17 protein-coding genes, 1 tRNA gene and 1 pseudogene are annotated in these 16,417 nt (G+C 72.0%); 11 read left to right on the top strand and 8 right to left on the bottom strand.

Translation table 11 applies throughout. From position 1 onward, the window contains the following. Window positions 1-295 precede the first annotated feature (295 nt). Together ABZT93_RS12845 and ABZT93_RS12840 are read left to right on the top strand one after the other, a co-directional pair. On the top strand, window positions 296-2,128 hold the full coding sequence (locus tag ABZT93_RS12845; RefSeq protein ID WP_356102892.1) for a sel1 repeat family protein: 1,833 nt from the start codon (window positions 296-298) through the stop codon (window positions 2,126-2,128). A 76-nt stretch (window positions 2,129-2,204) separates the two neighbouring features. Next, a tRNA-Met gene (locus tag ABZT93_RS12840) sits at window positions 2,205-2,278 on the top strand. 70 nt (window positions 2,279-2,348) lie between these two features. On the opposite strand, the pseudogene ABZT93_RS12835 reads toward ABZT93_RS12840, so the two are convergent. From ABZT93_RS12835 to hisN, 4 genes and pseudogenes are all read right to left on the bottom strand, one after another. Beyond that, window positions 2,349-2,537 (bottom strand): annotated as a pseudogene (locus tag ABZT93_RS12835) (ATP-binding cassette domain-containing protein); the annotation flags it as partial. A gap of 87 nt (window positions 2,538-2,624) precedes the next feature. After that, entirely contained in the window at window positions 2,625-3,041 is a 417-nt protein-coding gene (locus ABZT93_RS12830) for a Fur family transcriptional regulator (protein WP_356028658.1), read from the bottom strand. A 75-nt stretch (window positions 3,042-3,116) separates the two neighbouring features. Continuing rightward, window positions 3,117-3,533: a CBS domain-containing protein gene (locus ABZT93_RS12825; RefSeq protein ID WP_356102890.1), complete on the bottom strand. Its 417-nt coding sequence runs from the start codon at window positions 3,531-3,533 to the stop codon at window positions 3,117-3,119. A gap of 169 nt (window positions 3,534-3,702) precedes the next feature. After that, entirely contained in the window at window positions 3,703-4,503 is an 801-nt protein-coding gene (gene hisN / locus ABZT93_RS12820) for a histidinol-phosphatase (RefSeq protein ID WP_356102887.1), read from the bottom strand. Window positions 4,504-4,724: 221 nt separating this feature from the next. Here hisN and ABZT93_RS12815 point away from each other — a divergent pair, with 221 nt between their 5' ends. After that, window positions 4,725-5,333: a TetR/AcrR family transcriptional regulator gene (locus tag ABZT93_RS12815; RefSeq protein ID WP_356102884.1), complete on the top strand. Its 609-nt coding sequence runs from the start codon at window positions 4,725-4,727 to the stop codon at window positions 5,331-5,333. Window positions 5,334-5,340: 7 nt separating this feature from the next. Here the strand turns inward: ABZT93_RS12815 and ABZT93_RS12810 are convergent, their stop codons facing one another. The 4 genes from ABZT93_RS12810 to ABZT93_RS12795 all read right to left on the bottom strand — a co-directional run bounded on the left by ABZT93_RS12810 (window position 5,341) and on the right by ABZT93_RS12795 (window position 8,953). Then, a complete protein-coding gene (locus ABZT93_RS12810; protein ID WP_356102881.1) occupies window positions 5,341-5,664 on the bottom strand; it encodes a multidrug efflux SMR transporter in 324 nt (107 codons plus the stop codon). Between the two features lie 134 nt (window positions 5,665-5,798). Then, window positions 5,799-6,809 carry a ribosome small subunit-dependent GTPase A gene (gene rsgA, locus ABZT93_RS12805; RefSeq protein WP_007384591.1) on the bottom strand — a complete coding sequence of 337 codons (1,011 nt, stop codon included), beginning with the start codon at window positions 6,807-6,809 and terminating at the stop codon, window positions 5,799-5,801. Window positions 6,810-6,821: 12 nt separating this feature from the next. Further along, window positions 6,822-8,147 (bottom strand): 3-phosphoshikimate 1-carboxyvinyltransferase, encoded by a 1,326-nt coding sequence (gene aroA, locus ABZT93_RS12800; protein ID WP_356102877.1) that lies wholly within the window; start codon window positions 8,145-8,147, stop codon window positions 6,822-6,824. 83 nt (window positions 8,148-8,230) lie between these two features. After that, on the bottom strand, window positions 8,231-8,953 hold the full coding sequence (locus ABZT93_RS12795) for a M50 family metallopeptidase (RefSeq protein WP_356102874.1): 723 nt from the start codon (window positions 8,951-8,953) through the stop codon (window positions 8,231-8,233). A 50-nt stretch (window positions 8,954-9,003) separates the two neighbouring features. Between ABZT93_RS12795 and ABZT93_RS12790 the strand changes: the two genes are divergently transcribed. The 8 genes from ABZT93_RS12790 to def all read left to right on the top strand — a co-directional run bounded on the left by ABZT93_RS12790 (window position 9,004) and on the right by def (window position 16,334). Continuing rightward, window positions 9,004-9,819 (top strand): SOS response-associated peptidase, encoded by an 816-nt coding sequence (locus ABZT93_RS12790; RefSeq protein WP_356102871.1) that lies wholly within the window; start codon window positions 9,004-9,006, stop codon window positions 9,817-9,819. 9 nt (window positions 9,820-9,828) lie between these two features. Then, window positions 9,829-10,458, top strand: a complete 630-nt coding sequence (locus tag ABZT93_RS12785) for an alpha/beta family hydrolase (protein WP_356102868.1) — start codon at window positions 9,829-9,831, stop codon at window positions 10,456-10,458. Between the two features lie 257 nt (window positions 10,459-10,715). After that, window positions 10,716-11,399 (top strand): RNA polymerase sigma factor SigR, encoded by a 684-nt coding sequence (sigR, locus tag ABZT93_RS12780; RefSeq protein ID WP_007384596.1) that lies wholly within the window; start codon window positions 10,716-10,718, stop codon window positions 11,397-11,399. Beyond that, window positions 11,396-11,707 carry a mycothiol system anti-sigma-R factor gene (gene rsrA / locus ABZT93_RS12775; RefSeq protein ID WP_037719741.1) on the top strand — a complete coding sequence of 104 codons (312 nt, stop codon included), beginning with the start codon at window positions 11,396-11,398 and terminating at the stop codon, window positions 11,705-11,707. The genes sigR and rsrA overlap by 4 nt, the downstream gene beginning before the upstream one ends. Window positions 11,708-11,848: 141 nt before the next feature. Continuing rightward, the gene (locus ABZT93_RS12770; protein WP_356102865.1) at window positions 11,849-13,165 is read left to right on the top strand and encodes an HD-GYP domain-containing protein; all 1,317 of its coding nucleotides are present in this window, start codon (window positions 11,849-11,851) and stop codon (window positions 13,163-13,165) included. Next, the gene (locus tag ABZT93_RS12765; protein ID WP_356102863.1) at window positions 13,162-14,418 is read left to right on the top strand and encodes an HD domain-containing protein; all 1,257 of its coding nucleotides are present in this window, start codon (window positions 13,162-13,164) and stop codon (window positions 14,416-14,418) included. The genes ABZT93_RS12770 and ABZT93_RS12765 overlap by 4 nt, the downstream gene beginning before the upstream one ends. Before the next feature lie 104 nt (window positions 14,419-14,522). Further along, complete coding sequence (locus ABZT93_RS12760; protein ID WP_356102862.1) at window positions 14,523-15,530, top strand: hypothetical protein; 1,008 nt, start codon at window positions 14,523-14,525, stop codon at window positions 15,528-15,530. A gap of 153 nt (window positions 15,531-15,683) precedes the next feature. Next, window positions 15,684-16,334: a peptide deformylase gene (def, locus tag ABZT93_RS12755; protein ID WP_306976537.1), complete on the top strand. Its 651-nt coding sequence runs from the start codon at window positions 15,684-15,686 to the stop codon at window positions 16,332-16,334. Window positions 16,335-16,417: the final 83 nt, after the last annotated feature.

Raw genomic sequence — 16,417 nt, 5'->3', positions numbered from 1 at the left:
GGTCCGCTGGACACCCAGGCTCTGGGGCACCCTGCTGGTGCTGTGCGCCGCGATGTTCCTGGACGCGCTGGACGTGTCGATGGTCGGCGTCGCGCCTGGCGGTCGGATCCTCTAGAGGATCCGGGCCTTCGTGATGTGCGAACGCATGTACCGGTCGCCGCGACGGCCGTGCCGCCTCGGGGAGTTGGGGGGTGCCGTGTTTGACTTGTCTCTCTGTGGGCATGTCGACAAAACGCTGAAGTGACCTCAATGGCTGCGGTATACCAGGTGTACCCAGGTTGATGGTGGTGCGACGATGGACGTTATGGGGGACAAGGCAACTCTGTTGGAGACAGGGCGTTTTGTGCAGCCTGCCGATGTTTCGGAGTCGACGGGCGATTTGTCGCAGCCCATGGACCGGGACGAGACCGGTGAGGCTGCCGAGGAGGCACGGCAGCGCCTGGCCGCGCAGGCCGGCGACGTCGAGGCGATGAGCGTCCTCGGCGCCCTTCTGCTGCGCCGCGGCGACCTCGACGGAGCCGAGCCCCATCTGCGTGCCGCCACCGCCGCCGGCGACCGGGCCGCCGCCAACAACCTCGGCGTTCTGCTGCACCAGCGCGGATACGCCGACGACGCCGCCGGCTGGTGGCGGATCGCCGCCGTCGCCGGGTCCGCCGCGGCCGCACACGCGCTGGGCCGCCACCACCGGGAGCGGGGCGACGAGCCCGCCGCCGAGTACTGGCTGCGCCAGTCCGCCGAGCAGGGGCACGCGCTGGGCGCCTACGCACTCGCCGACCTGCTGGAGCACCGCGGGGACGCCGGCGCCGAGCAGTGGATGCGGATCGCCGCCGAGCGGGGGCACCGGGAGGCGGCCTATCGGCTGGCCCGCGCACTCGACCGCCGGTTGGCCGAAGGACACGTCGGGGACGACGACGGGGCCGGAGCCGAGGCCGAGCAGTGGTACCGGCAGGCCGCCGCACGCGGTCACCGGCGGGCGGCGCTGCATCTCGGGGCGATCCTGGAGCGGCGCGGCGCGCTCAAGGAGGCCGGGCGCTGGTATCTGACGTCCGCCAAGGACGGCGAGGCGCGGGCCGCCTGCGCCCTCGGCTTCCTGTTGCGGGACGCCGGGGACACCGAGAGCGCCGCCGTCTGGTGGCTGCGCGCCGCACAGGACGGCGACGGCAACGCGGCCAACGCGCTGGGCGCCCTGCACGCCGAGCGCGGCGAGCCGCAGACCGCCGAGCGCTGGTACCGGGCCGCGATGGACGCGGGCGACGACAACGGCGCGTACAACCTCGGACTGCTCTGCGCCGAGCAGGGACGGACCGCGCAGGCGGAGCAGTGGTACCGACGGGCCGCGTACGCCGGACACCGGGAGGCGGCCAACGCGCTGGCCATCCTGCTGCTCCAGGGCGGGGACACGGCCGGGGCCGAGCCATGGTTCTCCAAGGCCGCGGAGGCCGGGAGCGTGGACGCCGCGTTCAACCTCGGCATCCTGTTCGCCGGGCGGGGCGAGGAGGCCGTCGCCCTGCGGTGGTACGAGCGGGCCGCCGCCGCCGGGCACACCGAGGCGGCGCTCCAGGTGGGCATCGCGCGGCTGCGGGACGGCGACGAGGCTGGGGCGGAGCGCCACCTTCGGTGTGCGGCGGGAGGTGGCAGCGCGGAGGCCGCGTACCGGCTGGCGACCGTGCTGGACGCCCGGCGGCCGCCGGTGCCCGCGCACTCGCTCGGAGAGCCCGTGCACGAGGAGAAGAGCGAGTGCGAGGAGTGGTACGAGCGGGCGGCTTCCCAGGGGCACCGCCGGGCGCAGGTGCGGGTGGGCATGCTCGCCGCCGCGCGGGGCGATGTCGTGGAGGCGGCCCGGTGGTACCGGGAGGCCGCGGAGGCGGGCTCCCGCAACGGGGCGTTCAACCTGGGGCTGCTGCTCGCCCGGGAGGGGAGCGAGCCGGAGGCCGCCGTGTGGTGGGCCCGGGCGGCCGACGCGGGGCACGGACGGGCGGCGCTGCGGTTGGCCCTGGTCTACGCGCGTCGGGGCGAACTGGCCGAGGGGCAGCGGTGGGCCGACCGGGCGGTGGCCCTGGGACCTGCGGAGGTCTCCGAGCGGGCGGCCCGGCTGCGGGACGCCCTGCGTGAGGAGCTGTCGGCGTAGCGATGCGCCGTGGGGGCGTCGGCGAACAAGCGATTTGCCTCTGGACTCTCTCTTCACGTAACGTTGCATTCATCGCCGCGGGGTGGAGCAGCTCGGTAGCTCGCTGGGCTCATAACCCAGAGGTCGCAGGTTCAAATCCTGTCCCCGCTACTGAAGGCCGAGGGCCGGAATCCGAAAGGGTTCCGGCCCTCGGTGTTTTCATGGGCGGTGACCCCAGAGTGGCGGCCGGGCGGGCCGTGGTCGTGCGGATCTCCAGGGTGCCCGTGCTCGGGCGGAGCAGGCCCGCGGTGATGCGCAGCGGCGTCGACTTGCCGCAGCTCGAGGGGCCGACCAGGCAGACGAACTCGCCGGGCGCGACGCTGAGGTCGAGCGGGCCGAGGGCGTCGACGGAGCGGGGCGGACGGCCGATTCAGGAAGGTCATGGACCGTGTGAATGGCTGTGGACAGCACGAAGCCCCGGCGTCCACCAGGGACGCCGGGGCTTCGGTGAAGGCTGTTACGCCGCGGCGCAGTTCGGGCACACGCCGCGGTACGTCACCTCGACGCCCGAGACGGTGAAGCCGAAGCGCTCCGAGTCGGGCAGCTCGGCCAGCGGGTTGCCCGTGGGGTGCACGTCCCGGATGGCGCCGCACTGGGCGCACACCAGGTGGTGGTGGGGCCGGTGGGCGTTCGGGTCGTACCTCTTGGCGCGCTTGTCGGTGGCGACTTCGAGCACCTCGCCGAGGGAGACCAGCTCGCCCAGCGTGTTGTAGACGGTCGCCCGGGAGATCTCGGGCAGCTTGGCCACGGCGCGTGCGTGGACCTCGTCGGCCGTCAGGTGGACGTGTTCGCCGTCGAGGACCTCGGCCACGACGCGCCGCTGTGCGGTCATCCGCCATCCGCGGCCGCGCAGTCGTTCCAAAAGGTCGCTCATGCGCTCCAGACTAACAGCTGGAGACCAGAATCCGAACGGGTGTGAGTTTGGAGGGCTGCTCGAATTGGACCGGGTCTAATGCGCTGAACCGGTGCCGGCCGGTACGCGCTGCCGTGCGGGCGCCCAGCAGCGGATGATGTCGCGGACCGAGACGATGCCCGCGGGCTCGCCGTGGTCCAGGACGATGAGGTGCCGGAAGCCGCCGTGGGCCATCGCCTGCGCGGCCTCCTCCAGGGTCCAGGCCGGGGTGGCGAAGACGACGTCGGTCGTGGTGTGGGCGTGGACGTACTCCGTGTCCGGGCTCTGGCCCAGTCCGACGGAGTTCAGGATGTCGCGTTCGGTCAGAATGCCGGTGCCGGTGCCGGTGCCGTCGGGATCGAGGACCACGGCCGCGCCCACCCTGCGGGCGGACATCAGGGCGGCGGCCTGGCGGAGCGTGTGGGCGGGGCCGATGGTGAGGACCACCGTGCTCATGGCGTCGCGGACGAGCATGGGTTCGCAGTCACCTCCTGTGGAACCAATGAGTTCGTTCATTGGTTCACAAGTTCACAAATGAGGGTCCCCTCAGAGTCGCAGGTAAAGCGGGGGTCAACAAGAGGGCGCGCGCCGCCGATTGAGGGCGTGCGCGCTCAGATGTGTTCTCCGGAAGTGCTCCGCGCCCCTAGCAACGCTCGTTGAGATACCCCAGGAACTCGTCGTGGAGCAGGCCGTTGGAGGCGGCCGCGTTGCCGCTGTGCGGGCCGGGGCGGCCGTCGAGGCCGGTGAAGGTGCCGCCGGCCTCCGTGACGACGATCGCGTTCGCGGCCATGTCCCAGAGGGAGAGCTCCGGTTCCGCGCAGAGGTCGACCGCGCCCTCGGCGACCATCATGTACGGCCAGAAGTCGCCGTACGCGCGCGTGCGCCACACCGCGCGGGTCAGGTCCAGGAAGCCGCCCAGGCGGCCCTGGTCCTCCCAGCCGGTGAGGGAGGAGTACGCGAAGGAGGCGTCCGAGAGCTTGCCGACCTTGGAGACCTGGAGTCGGGAGGCGGAGGTGAGGCTGCGGCCGCTGAACGCGCCGTGGCCCTTCGCTGCCCACCAACGGCGCCCGAGAGCCGGGGCGGAGACCACGCCGACGACGGGCTGGTAGCCGCCCTCCGCCGCTTCCATCAGGGAGATCAGGGTGGCCCAGACGGGGACGCCCCGGACGTAGTTCTTGGTGCCGTCGATGGGGTCGATGACCCAGCGGCGCGGGCCGGTGCCCTCGATGCCGTACTCCTCGCCGAGGATGGCGTCGCGGGGACGGGCGCGCTTGAGGTGGCCGCGGATCAGTTCTTCCGCCGCCTTGTCCGCCTCACTGACCGGGGTCATGTCCGGCTTTGTCTCGACCTTGAGGTCCAGTGCCTTGAAGCGGTCCATGGTGGTCGCGTCGGCCGCGTCCGCTAGGACGTGGGCGAGGCGGAGGTCGTCGAGGTAGTCCGGCATGTTGCGAACGGTATCCGGGGGTCCCCGTACGGGGCTACCAGGGTCGCAGTGTGGACAGTGCGAAGGGGGTGCCGCCGTTCGTGGGGCGGCCGCGGGCGTGGCGCGGTCGAGCCCGCGGTTGCCCGCGCCCCCCATGAGTGAGCGCATGCCCCCGCGCACCCTTGACAGTGCCGCCGCGCGCGTCAAATCTGGGCGCAGAGCTGCTTGCTCCCTGGGAGGCGATGATGCCTGCTGCGCGGGAATCGCTGCTGGACGCCGCTTATGCGGCGTTGGCGCGTCGGCCATGGTCCGCCGTGAGGATGGTGGATGTCGCGGCGACGGCCGGAGTGTCCCGGCAGACGCTGTACAACGAGTTCGGGAGCAAGGAAGGGCTGGCCCGCGCGCTGGTGAGACGAGAGGCCGACCGCTATCTCGTCGGCGTCGACCGGGCGCTCACCACACATGGCGACGGCCGCGAGCGGCTGACCGCGACCGCCGAGTGGATCACCGCCTCCGCCCGGGAGAACGCGCTGGTACGGGCCATGCTCACCGGCTGCTGGAGCGAGCGGCTGCCTTCGCCGACGCTCTCGGCGGTGCCGTCCTCCTCCGCCGTACCGGCACAGCGCCGGGCCGACGGGCAGCTGCCGTCACCCGGCGACTTCGTGGCACTGGTGCGCGACCGCGCCGTCTCCGTCCTCTCCGGACCCGGCGTCCACAAGTCGGACGTCCCCGAACTCGCCCGCTCCTGCGAGCTCGCCGTCCGGCTCGCCCTGTCCTGCGTGGCGGCCTCGCCGGGTGAGGGCGGGGTCGCGGATCTGGTGCGCAGCGCGCTGCACCGGCAGCCGGTGTGACCGCCGCCTAGTGCTGCGAGCCTGAGAGCTGGAGGCCGATCACCCCGATGATCACCAGGCTGATCGAGACGATCTTCAGCGTCGACACCAGGTCGTCGAGGAAGACCATCCCGTAGATCGCGGTGCCCGCCGCGCCGATGCCGGTCCACACCGCATACGCGGGGCCGACGTCCAGCTTCCTCAGGGACAGGGTCAGCAGCCCGAAGCTGCCGAGGGCGAAGATACAGAAGGCGATCGTGGGCCCCAGCCGGGTGAAACCGTGGGAGAGCTTCAGGCACACGGCGAAACCGGTCTCCAGCAACCCGGCCACCACCACCAGCAGCCACGCCATGTGCTGTCCTCCCGTATGTCCGGCCGCATCCCCGGCTCGGTGCGAGTATGCACTTACCGAACTCGCGTACAGCCAAACAACGCGGAGGTCAGTCCCCTCCGGCGCCCTGTCTCACTCGCCTCCCGCGCCCTCTCTCAGTCGCCCTCCGTGCGCTCCCGTGTCGAGAGCAGCCGCCGCAGGGAGTACAGCCGGGCCGGGTCGGCGTGGCCCTCGGCGACCCACGCGTCCAGCGCGCAGTCCGGCTCGTCGTGACTGCAGGCGCGCGGGCAGTTCTCGGTGCCCGGTTCCAGGTCGGGGAACGCGTGGATCACCCGGGACGGGTCCACGTGGTGCAGCCCGAACGACCGCAGGCCCGGGGTGTCGATCACCCAACCGTCGTCGCCCGCCAGAGGGAGCGCCAGCGCCGACGTCGTGGTGTGCCGGCCGCGGCCGGTCACCGCGTTGACATGGCCGGTCAGCCGCCTGCGGTCCTCCGGGACCAGCGCGTTGACCAGGGTTGTCTTGCCGACGCCCGAGTGCCCGACGAACGCCGTGATCTTGCCGTCGAGCTGCTCGCGCACCCGGTCGACCGCGGCGCCGCTCTCCAGCTCCTCGCGGCTGGTGACGACGTAGGGGATGTCCAGGTCGCCGTAGAGCTCCAGGAGTTTGTCCGGCGGGGCCAGGTCCGACTTGGTCATCACCAGGAGCGGGGTGAGGCCGCCGTCGAAGGCCGCCACCAGGCAGCGGTCGATGAGGCGGGGGCGGGGTTCCGGGTCGGCGAGGGCCGTGACGATGGCGAGCTGGTCGGCGTTGGCGACGACCACCCGCTCGTAGGGGTCGTCGTCGTCGGCGGTACGGCGCAGGACCGACGTGCGCTCCTCGATGCGGACGATCCGGGCGAGGGTGTCCTTCTGGCCGGACAGGTCGCCGACGAGGGCCACCCGGTCGCCGACGATCGCCGCCTTGCGGCCCAGCTCACGGGCCTTCATCGCCATCACGATCCGGTCGTCGACCAGGACGGTCAGGCGGCCCCGGTCGACGGTGAGGACCATGCCCCAGGAGGCGTCCTCGTGCTTGGGCCGGATGTGGGTGCGCGGCCGGTTGCCCTTGCGGTTGGGGCGGCTGCGGATGTCGTCCTCGTCGGTGTGCTTGCCGTAGCGGCGCATGGCGTGTGTCCCCTACGCCTTCTCGCTCCCGAGCATCCCGCTCCACATGTCCGGGAAGTCCGGCAGGGTCTTGGCCGTCGTCGCGACGTTCTCGATCTGCACTCCCTCGACCGCGAGGCCGATGATCGCGCCTGCCGTGGCCATGCGGTGGTCCTCATAGGTGTGGAAGATCCCGCCGTGCAGCCGACGCGGGCGGATGTGCAGGCCGTCGGCCGTCTCGGTGACGTCACCGCCGAGTTCGTTGATCTCCTTGGTGAGCGCGGCCAGCCGGTCCGTCTCGTGCAGGCGCAGATGGGCCACCCCCCGCAGGGTGGAGGGGGAGTCCGCGAGGGCCGCCACGGCCGCGATGCCGGGGGTCAGCTCGCCGACCTCGCCGAGGTCGACATCGATGCCGTGGATCGCACCTGAACCGGTGAACACCAGGCCGTACTCGGTGAGTTCGCAGGAACCGCCCATCTCGGTGAAGATCTCGCGCAACCGGTCGCCGGGCTGGGTGGTGCGGGCCGGCCAGTCCGGGATCACGACCTTGCCGCCGGTCACCAGGGCCGCCGCCAGGAACGGCTGGGCGTTGGAGAGGTCGGGCTCGACGGTCAGGTCGCGGCCCAGCAGGGCGCCCGGCGTGACCCGCCAGACGTTCGGCTCGCCGCCCGACTCCGGGGTGTCCACCTGGGCGCCGACCGCGCGCAGCATGTCCACGGTCATCCGGATGTGCGGCATCGAGGGCAGGGCCGAGCCCACGTGCCGGACCTCGACGCCCTGGTTGAAGCGCGGGCCGGAGAGCAGGAGCGCCGACACGAACTGGGACGACGAGGACGCGTCGATCTCGACCGGGCCGCCGTCCAGGGCGCCGCCGCCGTGCACCGTGAGCGGCAGCGCGCCGCGCCCGTCGTCGTCGATCCGCGCGCCGAGGACGCGCAGGGCGTCGATCACACCGTGCAGAGGGCGTTCGTACGACCTCGGGTCGCCGTCGAAGTGGATCTCGCCGTCGGCGAGGGCGGCGACGGGCGGCAGGAAGCGCATGACGGTGCCGGCGTTGCCGACGTCCACCGTGGCGGGGCCGCGGAGGCCGGCCGGCAGGACGCGCCAGGTCTCACCGGTGCCGTCGGGGCCGACCCCCTCTTCGATGCCCACGCCCATCTCGCGCAGGGCGGCCGCCATGAGGAGGGTGTCGCGGGAGCGGAGGGGGCGGCGCAGCCACCCCGGCTCGCTGGCGAGGGCGGCCAGGACGAGGGCGCGGTTGGTGACTGACTTCGACCCCGGTACGTGGACCGTCGCGTCGACGGCTGCGCTCGCGTGGGGGGCGGGCCAGAGGGCGGTGTCTGAGGGGTTCGAAGCCATGGGGCCACTTTAGTAGGGGGTCGTGTTTCCGGTGCGGCGCCGTCGGGCCGGCCGCCCCTGTGACGGGCGTCTTCGGGACCGCGTCACACCTCCAGCAACCACCTGCCGCCGCCTATCAGAGAGCACAGACTCACCGCGTGGAACAGGAACAACCACAGGCCCGCCGGGACATGCGTCAGACGGGACAACTGGTCCGCGTCCGAGTCACCCGCCCCGCCCCGCGCCCTCTTCGCCTGTAGCTCGAAAGCGGGACGCACCCCGCCGAGCAGCAGGAACCACACCACCGCGTACGCGAACGCGGCCTGCACCTGCGGTCCGGCGAGCCAGGACACCACCACGAACGTGCCGCCGGTGAGCAGCACCGTCAGCGCTCCGTACGCGTTGCGGATCATCACCAGCATCGCCACCAGCAGGGCCGTCGCCGCCCACAGCAGCAGGGTGATGCGGCCGGCGGCGAGCAGTGCGGCACCGCCCAGGCCGAGCAGCGGGGGAGCGGTGTATCCGGCCGCGGCGGTGAGGATCATGCCGATGCCGTGCGGCTTGCCCCGGCTGACCGTGAGGCCGCTGGTGTCGGAGTGCAGCCGTATGCCGGTGAGCTGACGTCCGGTGAGCAGGGCGACCAGACCGTGGCCGCCCTCGTGGGCGATGGTGATGGCGTTGCGCGAGAGCCGCCACAGCGTATGGGGGACCACTATGGCGAGCGCCGCCACCATGGTGCCCAGCACCACCCACAGATCGGGGTCGGGTTGCAGTCCTATGAGCCGGTCCCAGAGGTCGGGCAGCGCGGTCGATGCGGTGCTGTCCATGTTTCCCGGTGGCTCCCTCTCGTCGTGCGGAGTCTGGCAGTGTGGCACGTATGTGCGGACGGTATGCAGCCAGTCGTGGGCCCGAGGATCTCGCAGGAATCTTTGAGATCGAGAAGTGGGAACCCGAGGAGACCTTGGAGCCCGACTACAACGTGGCCCCGACCAAGGAGGTCTATGCCGTCCTCGACCGTCCTCTCAAGGACGTCGAGGACCCGCGGCCGGTTCGGCAGCTGCGGAAGCTGAAGTGGGGACTGGTCCCGAGCTGGTCGAAGACGCCCGAGGGCGCGGCCCGGATGATCAACGCGCGCGCGGAGACCGTGCACGAGAAGCCGTCGTACAAGAGGGCGTTCGCCACCCGGCGCTGCATCATCCCGGCCGACGGCTACTACGAGTGGGTCACGGGGTCCGGCGAGCGGGACCTGGAGGTCGAGGGAAAGAAGAAGCGGCCGCGCAAGCAGCCCTACTTCGTGCTGCCCGCCGACTGTTCGGTGTTCGCGATGGCCGGGCTGTACGAGTTCTGGCGGGACAAGACCCTGCCCGACGACCACCCGCAGGCATGGTGGGCGACCTGCTCCGTGATCACCACCGAGGCGGAGACGGGCCCGCTGGGCGTCTCCCCGGCCGACGGCCCGCGCTCCCTCGCCGACATCCACCCCCGGATGCCGCTCATGCTCACCCCGGACCGCTGGGACACCTGGCTCGACCCGTCCCGCACGGACCCGGAGGACCTGCGCTCCCTGCTGGCGGCCCCGCCCGAGGGGCTCATGCGCGCCTACCCGGTCTCCACCGCCGTCAGCAACGTCCGCAACAACGGCCCGGAGCTGCTGAAGGAACTCGACGGGCCCGAAGAGGGCACACTCTTCTAGCCTTCAGGTGTGAAGACCGAGATCATCAGCACCGGGACCGGGGACGCCCGCGTCACCTGGCACCCGGCGAAGCAGCCACGGCTCGTGCTGGCCGTCAGCCATGGCGCCGGCGGTGGCATCGAGGCACGGGACCTCCAGGCGCTCGCCGCGGTACTTCCCCGGCACGAAGTGACCGTCGCCCTGGTCGAGCAGCCCTGGCGGGTGGCCGGCAAGAAGCTCGCGCCCGCGCCGAAGACGCTGGACGTGGGATGGCGGGGCATCTGGCCCGCCCTCGCGCGGCCCGGCCTGCCGGTGATCTCCGGCGGCCGCAGCGCCGGTGCCCGCGTCGCCTGCCGTACGGCTGTGGAGCTGGGCGCCGCCGCGGTCCTCGCCCTGAGCTTCCCGCTGCACCCGCCCGGCAAGCCGGAGAAGTCGCGCGCCGACGAGCTGCTCGGGTCCGGGGTGCCCACCCTGGTCGTCCAGGGCGGCAACGACCCCTTCGGGAAGCCGCAGGAGTTCCCGGACGGATCCTTCGAGCTGGTCGAGGTGCCCTACGGCGATCACGGCTTCGCCGTGCCGAAGCGGGCGGAGATCACCCAGGACGAGGCCGTGACGGTCATCACGGACGCGGTTGTGAAGTGGGTCGGGTCACTGGGGTGAAGCCCCGGGAATGCTGAGCCGCGGACCTCTGTTGAGGCGGACAGAAGCGCTGAAGAACAGCGCAGACCGTCGTAGGAGAGGAAGTCAGCCGCATGGGTTCGACCTTCTGCCCGAGCCGTAGCAGCCGTGCTGACCTGGACTGGACGGTGCTGCATGCGGCCAAGACCACCCCGATTCGAGGGGCGGCCGGGACGGGTAGTCGTCTATCCTCCAATTCCGGTGGCACCGGTTTCGTTGCTGCCCGGAATCTTGAGGAGGTGGGTCCGGTCACTGGGATCGACGCTGGGACCGACAACGGCCAGGCGGAGCAGCCCGAGGGCCAGGGCGCGAGCACGGAGTCCACGGCGGAGCGCACCGCGCGCTTCGAGCGGGACGCGCTCGAATTCCTCGACCAGATGTACTCGGCCGCCCTGCGTATGACGCGCAACCCGGCCGACGCCGAAGACCTGGTGCAGGAGACGTACGCCAAGGCGTACGCGTCCTTCCACCAGTTCCGTGAGGGGACCAACCTCAAGGCGTGGCTGTACCGGATCCTCACCAACACGTTCATCAACTCGTACCGCAAGAAGCAGCGCGAACCCCAGCGCTCCGCGGCCGAGGAGATCGAGGACTGGCAGCTCGCCCGGGCCGAGTCGCACATGTCGACCGGTCTGCGCTCCGCCGAGTCGCAGGCGCTCGACCACCTGCCCGACTCGGACGTGAAGGAAGCGCTGCAGGCGATCCCCGAGGAATTCCGTATCGCCGTCTACCTCGCTGACGTAGAGGGCTTTGCGTACAAGGAGATCGCGGACATCATGGGGACACCCATCGGTACGGTGATGTCCCGCCTGCACCGCGGCCGCCGTCAACTGCGCGGCATGTTGGAGGACTACGCGCGCGAGCGCGGGCTCGTCCCGGCCGGTGCCGGGGAGTCGAACGAAGCGAAAGGCTCGGGCTCATGAGCTGCGGAGAGCCGCACGAGACGGACTGCAGTGAGGTACTCGATCATCTCTACGAGTTCCTCGACAGCGAGATGCCGGACGTCGATCGCGCCAAGTTCAAGCAGCACTTCAACGAGTGCTCGCCGTGCCTGGAGAAGTACGGTCTCGAAGAGGCCGTGAAGAAGCTCGTCAAGCGGTGCTGCGGCCATGACGACGTGCCCAGCGACCTGCGCTCCAAGGTCCTGGGGCGGCTCGATCTGATCCGCTCGGGACAGACCGTGCCGGAGCACGACGTGACGGCCTCGCCGGTGACCCCGCAGGAGTCCTGAGCGGTCCACCCGCCGCGGGGCTCCCGGGACGTCCGATCGTCGTTCACTCGAACGTGCTAATCGGCAGGTGATCACCCCGCGCCGCCCCCCTTCGCCGTCCTAGGCTCCTCGCAGCTGTGCGAACTGGGCTGGAGGGGCGACATGGAGGCGGTGCCGGCGCGCGTGCGGGCGTACGTCGCCTGTGTCGCCGTGGCCGCACTGCTCTGTCTCCTGCCGCTGCCGGCCGTCCCCACCCCCTGGTGGGGCGTCGCCCTGCTCACCGCGCTGTACGCCGGATGCGAGCGGGCCGCCGCCCGCTGGCGGTTCGCCGGCACCTTCCATCCCGTCCTGCTCGCCGGCGCCTTTCTGCTGCCGCCCCCGGCCGCCGCCCTCGTGGCCCTGCCGGGGGCGCTGCTGTCCCCGGTCGAGCGGCGGCCACGAGGGCTGCGCCGGATCTGGCGGGCCGCGCAGCTCGCGGTGAGCGTGTGGGCGGCCGCGCGGGTGCACGGGGCGATGGGCGGCCGGGACGCGGTCGTGACCGCCGACTTCCCGTACGCGCTGGTCCCGGTTGGGGCCGCGGTGCTCGCCTTCTGTCTGGTGCTGAGCCTGCTGGACGGCGGAATCCTGGCGCTCGCCGAGCGGATCCCGGTACGGCGGGCCTGGCGCGGGCTCTTTCTCCGCTCCCTCGCCCCCGTCCTCGTCCACGGCCTGGCCGGGCTGATGATGGCCGTGCTGTGGCGCAGTCCCTACGGTCCCGTCGCCGCGTTGCTCGTGCTGCTGCCGATGTTCGTGTCGTGGTGGGTGTTCGCGCAGTACCACCGGGAGCGGGCCGCGCATCAGGCCACCATCCGGGCGCTGGTGCAGGCCGTCGACATCAAGGACGAGTACACGCGCGGGCACAGTGAGCGGGTCGGCCAGGCGTCGATGATGATCGCGCGGGAGCTCGGCATGGACGACGCCCGCACCGAGGTGCTGCGGTTCGCCGGCATCCTGCACGACGTGGGCAAGCTCGGGGTGCCGACGCGGCTGCTCCGGAAGGACGGCCCGCTGACCCCCGAGGAGCGGCGGGTCATCGAGCTGCATCCCGAGTACGGACACGAGATGGTGCGGGGCATCTCCTTCCTCGGGGAGGCCCGGGCCGCCGTGCTGCACCACCATGAGCGGCTGGACGGGAGCGGATACCCGTACGGACTGATGGGGAGTCAGATCCCGGAGTCGGCACGGGTGGTGGCCGTGGCCGACGCCTTCGACGCGATGACGTCCACCCGCTCCTACCGGCGGGCCCGGCCGGTCGGTGCCGCGCTGGAGGAGCTGGAGCGGTGCGCGGGCAGCCAGTTCGACCCACGGATGGTGACGGCCCTCGTCCGTGCCCTGTCCCGGCACGGCTGGCATCCGGCGGTCACCGCCGACGAGACGGACGAGGCCGGCGTGCCGCATCCCCGACCGACCACCGCGTGGCGGTCGGGGGTACGGCGGTGAGCGCGCCCAGGACGCCCCGTCGGCCACCGCTCCTCACCCTCGTCCACACCTGCGCCGCCCTCCTCGCCCTCGGCTCCCTCGGCTCCGTCCTCTGGAGCGGTCTCGAAGAGCGCGGAACCGCCCTCGCCTTCGGGGTGCTGATCACCGTCGGTGAGCTCAACCGGCGCAGCGGCCCCCACGTCCGGGAGGCCGCGCCACTCGGTGCCGCGGGAGCGCTGTCGTACGCCCTGCTCGGCGAGAACGCCGGCGCGCCCACACATCACGGCGCCGCCCAGGCCGTCACCGTCGTCCTCGCCGCCTCCCTCGTCGGCAGCGTGCCGCACGTCGGACGCGGACAGGGCCCCACCGCCGACCAGCTCTCCCGCCGCATGCTCACCGTCGGGTTCGCCGCCGTGTGCTTCCAACCCCTCTACAACCGGGGGACGTTCGCGCAGTGGGGCGGCCCCGCCTACGCCCTGCTCCTGCTCGCCCTGCTCTCGCTGACCGCGCTGTGCGACGCCGTGCTCGCGGCCGCCCTGGCGCACTCCCGCGCCCGCTGGCCCTTCGGCCCGCTGCTCCGGGACGAGCTGCGGGCCCTGCTCGGCATCGGGTCGGCCGTCGTCGCCACCGGGGCCGTGATGGCGCTCGCGGTCGCCGTCGCGGGGCTGTGGGCGCTGCCCGTCTTCTCGGTGCCGCTGCTGCTCACCCAGCTCTCCGTCCGCCGGTACGCCGCCGTCCGCTCCACCTACCGGCAGACCATCGCCTCCCTCGCCCGCGCCACCGAGATCGCCGGGTACACCCCCGCCGGGCACGCCCGCAGGGTCGCCGCGCTCAGCCGGGAGGTCGGGCGCGACCTGGGGATGTCCCGGCCCGAGCTCACCGTCCTGGAGTACGCCGCCCTCATGCACGACATCGGACAGCTCAGCCTCGTCGACCCGGTGCCCGCGGGCGCCACCGCCGCTCTGCCGCTCCCCGAGCAGCGCCGCATCGCGCTGCTCGGCGGGGCCGTCGTACGACAGACCGGCGTCGACGCGGCCGTCGCCGTGGTCGTGGAGCGGCAGGCCGACCCCTGCCGGGAGCAGCCGCTGGCCGCGCGGATCGTGCGGGCCGTCAACGCCTACGAGGAGAAGGCGCGGGACGCCGGGCCCGGCGGGCCACTGACCGCGCTGGAGGAGCTGCGCCTGGGCACCGCGGGGGACTACGCTCCGGAGGTCGTGGAGGCGCTGGCCCGGGTGCTGTCGAGAGACTGTCTGACCTCGCCCGTGACGGGGTAACCCATGGGTAATGAGCGCCCCTCCGAGCACACGTGGTTGGATGCGAGAGAGAGGGTGTCCGGGGGCACAGCCAGCCCACTCGACGGAACCGGCAGGCGGGAATCGTGAGGATCTTCGGCAAGGGACGGCACCGGCCCTCCGCCTCCTGGCGGCAGGCCACGGACCGCGCGTTCACGCTGATCGGCGACGGCCGGTACGAGGACGCGGGCGCGCTGCTGACACGTGCCGCGGACCTGGAGCCATGGCTGTCCGAGTCCTGGTTCAACCTCGCCCTCCTGCACAAGTTCCGGCACGACTGGGAGCAGGCGCGGGCCGCGGGGCTGCGCGCGGTGGCGCTGCTGGACCGGGAGGCCGGGGCGCCCGACTGGTGGAACGTCGGCATCGCCGCGACCGCGCTCCAGGACTGGCCGCTGGCCCGGCGCGCCTGGCAGGCCTACGGGCTGCGGCTGCCTGGCGGCACCTCCCGGCCGAAGGCCGGGGGAGGGGCGACGGCGTCCGGGGAGCCGCTCGGCATGGACCTCGGCAGCGCGGCCGTACGGCTGTCCCCCGAGGGCGAGGCCGAGGTGGTCTGGGGGCGGCGGCTCGACCCCGCCCGTATCGAGGTGCTGTCCATCCCGCTGCCGTCCTCCGGGCGGCGCTGGGGCGAGGTCGTGCTGCACGACGGGGTGCCGCACGGTGAGCGGACGACCGTGTCGGGCCACGCCTACCCCGTCTTCGACGAGATCGAGCTGTGGGCGCCCTCGCCGGTGCCGACGTGGGTGGTGCTGCTGGAAGCGGCCACCGAGGCCGACCGGGACGCCCTGGAGCAGCTGGCTGCCGATGCCGGGTTCGCGGCGGAGGACTGGTCCTCCTCGGTGCGGCTGCTGTGCCGGATGTGTTCCGAGTCGCGGATGCCGTCCGACGAGGGCGACGGGGAACACCTCGATCCGCACGATCACAGCGAGCCGGGGCATCCCGGGCCGTTGGGGCATCGGACGGACGGGCAGTTGTGGGTGCCGGAGCGGGAGTGCGGGGTGGCTGCGCCGGCTTCGCTGGTTCGGGGGTTGTTGGACGGGTGGGTTGCGGACAGCCCGGATTCTCGTGACTGGCGGGATTTGGAAGAGGTCTGCTAGGTCGTTGGTCGGGTGCGGGCCCGGTGGGGGCTTGTCGCGCCCACGCGGCGGAGCCGCACATCGAAACAGCCCCGCGCCCCTGCGGGGCGCGACCGCCGTACCCTGTATCCGCAGCTTCCCCCTGTTCTTGTTTTAGGAAGGCATACGTCGGTCATGGCCCAGCAGGACACCGATCAGCAGCACGCGGGCGTGCTCCCCGTCGACGACGAGGGGTTCGTCATCGACACCGAGGACACCGAGGAGCGGGAGAACGCCTGGCGTGAGCGCGGCACCTCGCGGCCCATCACCGTCGTCGGGAACCCCGTGCTGCACAAGGAGTGCAAGGACGTCACCGAGTTCGGTGAGGAGCTCGACCAGCTGGTCGCGGACATGTTCGCCAGCCAGCGCACCGCCGAGGGCGTCGGTCTCGCCGCCAACCAGATCGGCGTCGACCTGAAGGTCTTCGTGTACGACTGCCAGGACGACGAGGGCCGGCGGCACGTGGGTGTCGTCTGCAACCCGAAGCTCGTGGACCTGCCCGCCGACAAGCGCCGGCTCGACGACAGCAACGAGGGCTGTCTGTCGGTGCCCACCGCGTACGCGCCGCTCGCCCGCCCCGACTACGCCGAGGTCACCGGGCAGGACGAGAAGGGCAACCCGGTCAAGGTCCGTGGCACCGGCTACTTCGCCCGGTGTCTGCAGCACGAGACCGACCACCTCTACGGCTACCTCTACATCGACCGGCTCTCCAAGCGTGAACGCAAGGACGCGCTGCGGCAGATGGCCGAGAACGAGCCCCGCTACCCCGTGGTCGCCAACGACTGACGTCCCACAACCCCCGTACGTACGGCGCCTGTTCAGGAATCACTCCCCGAACAGGCGCCGTTCGCGTGCCACACAGCGTGTCA

The sequence above is a fragment of the Streptomyces sp. NPDC005303 genome (assembly GCF_040607335.1).
Taxonomy (GTDB): domain Bacteria; phylum Actinomycetota; class Actinomycetes; order Streptomycetales; family Streptomycetaceae; genus Streptomyces.
Note: the sequence above shows the minus strand (reverse complement) of the source record. Positions and strands in the feature narration are given on the sequence as shown.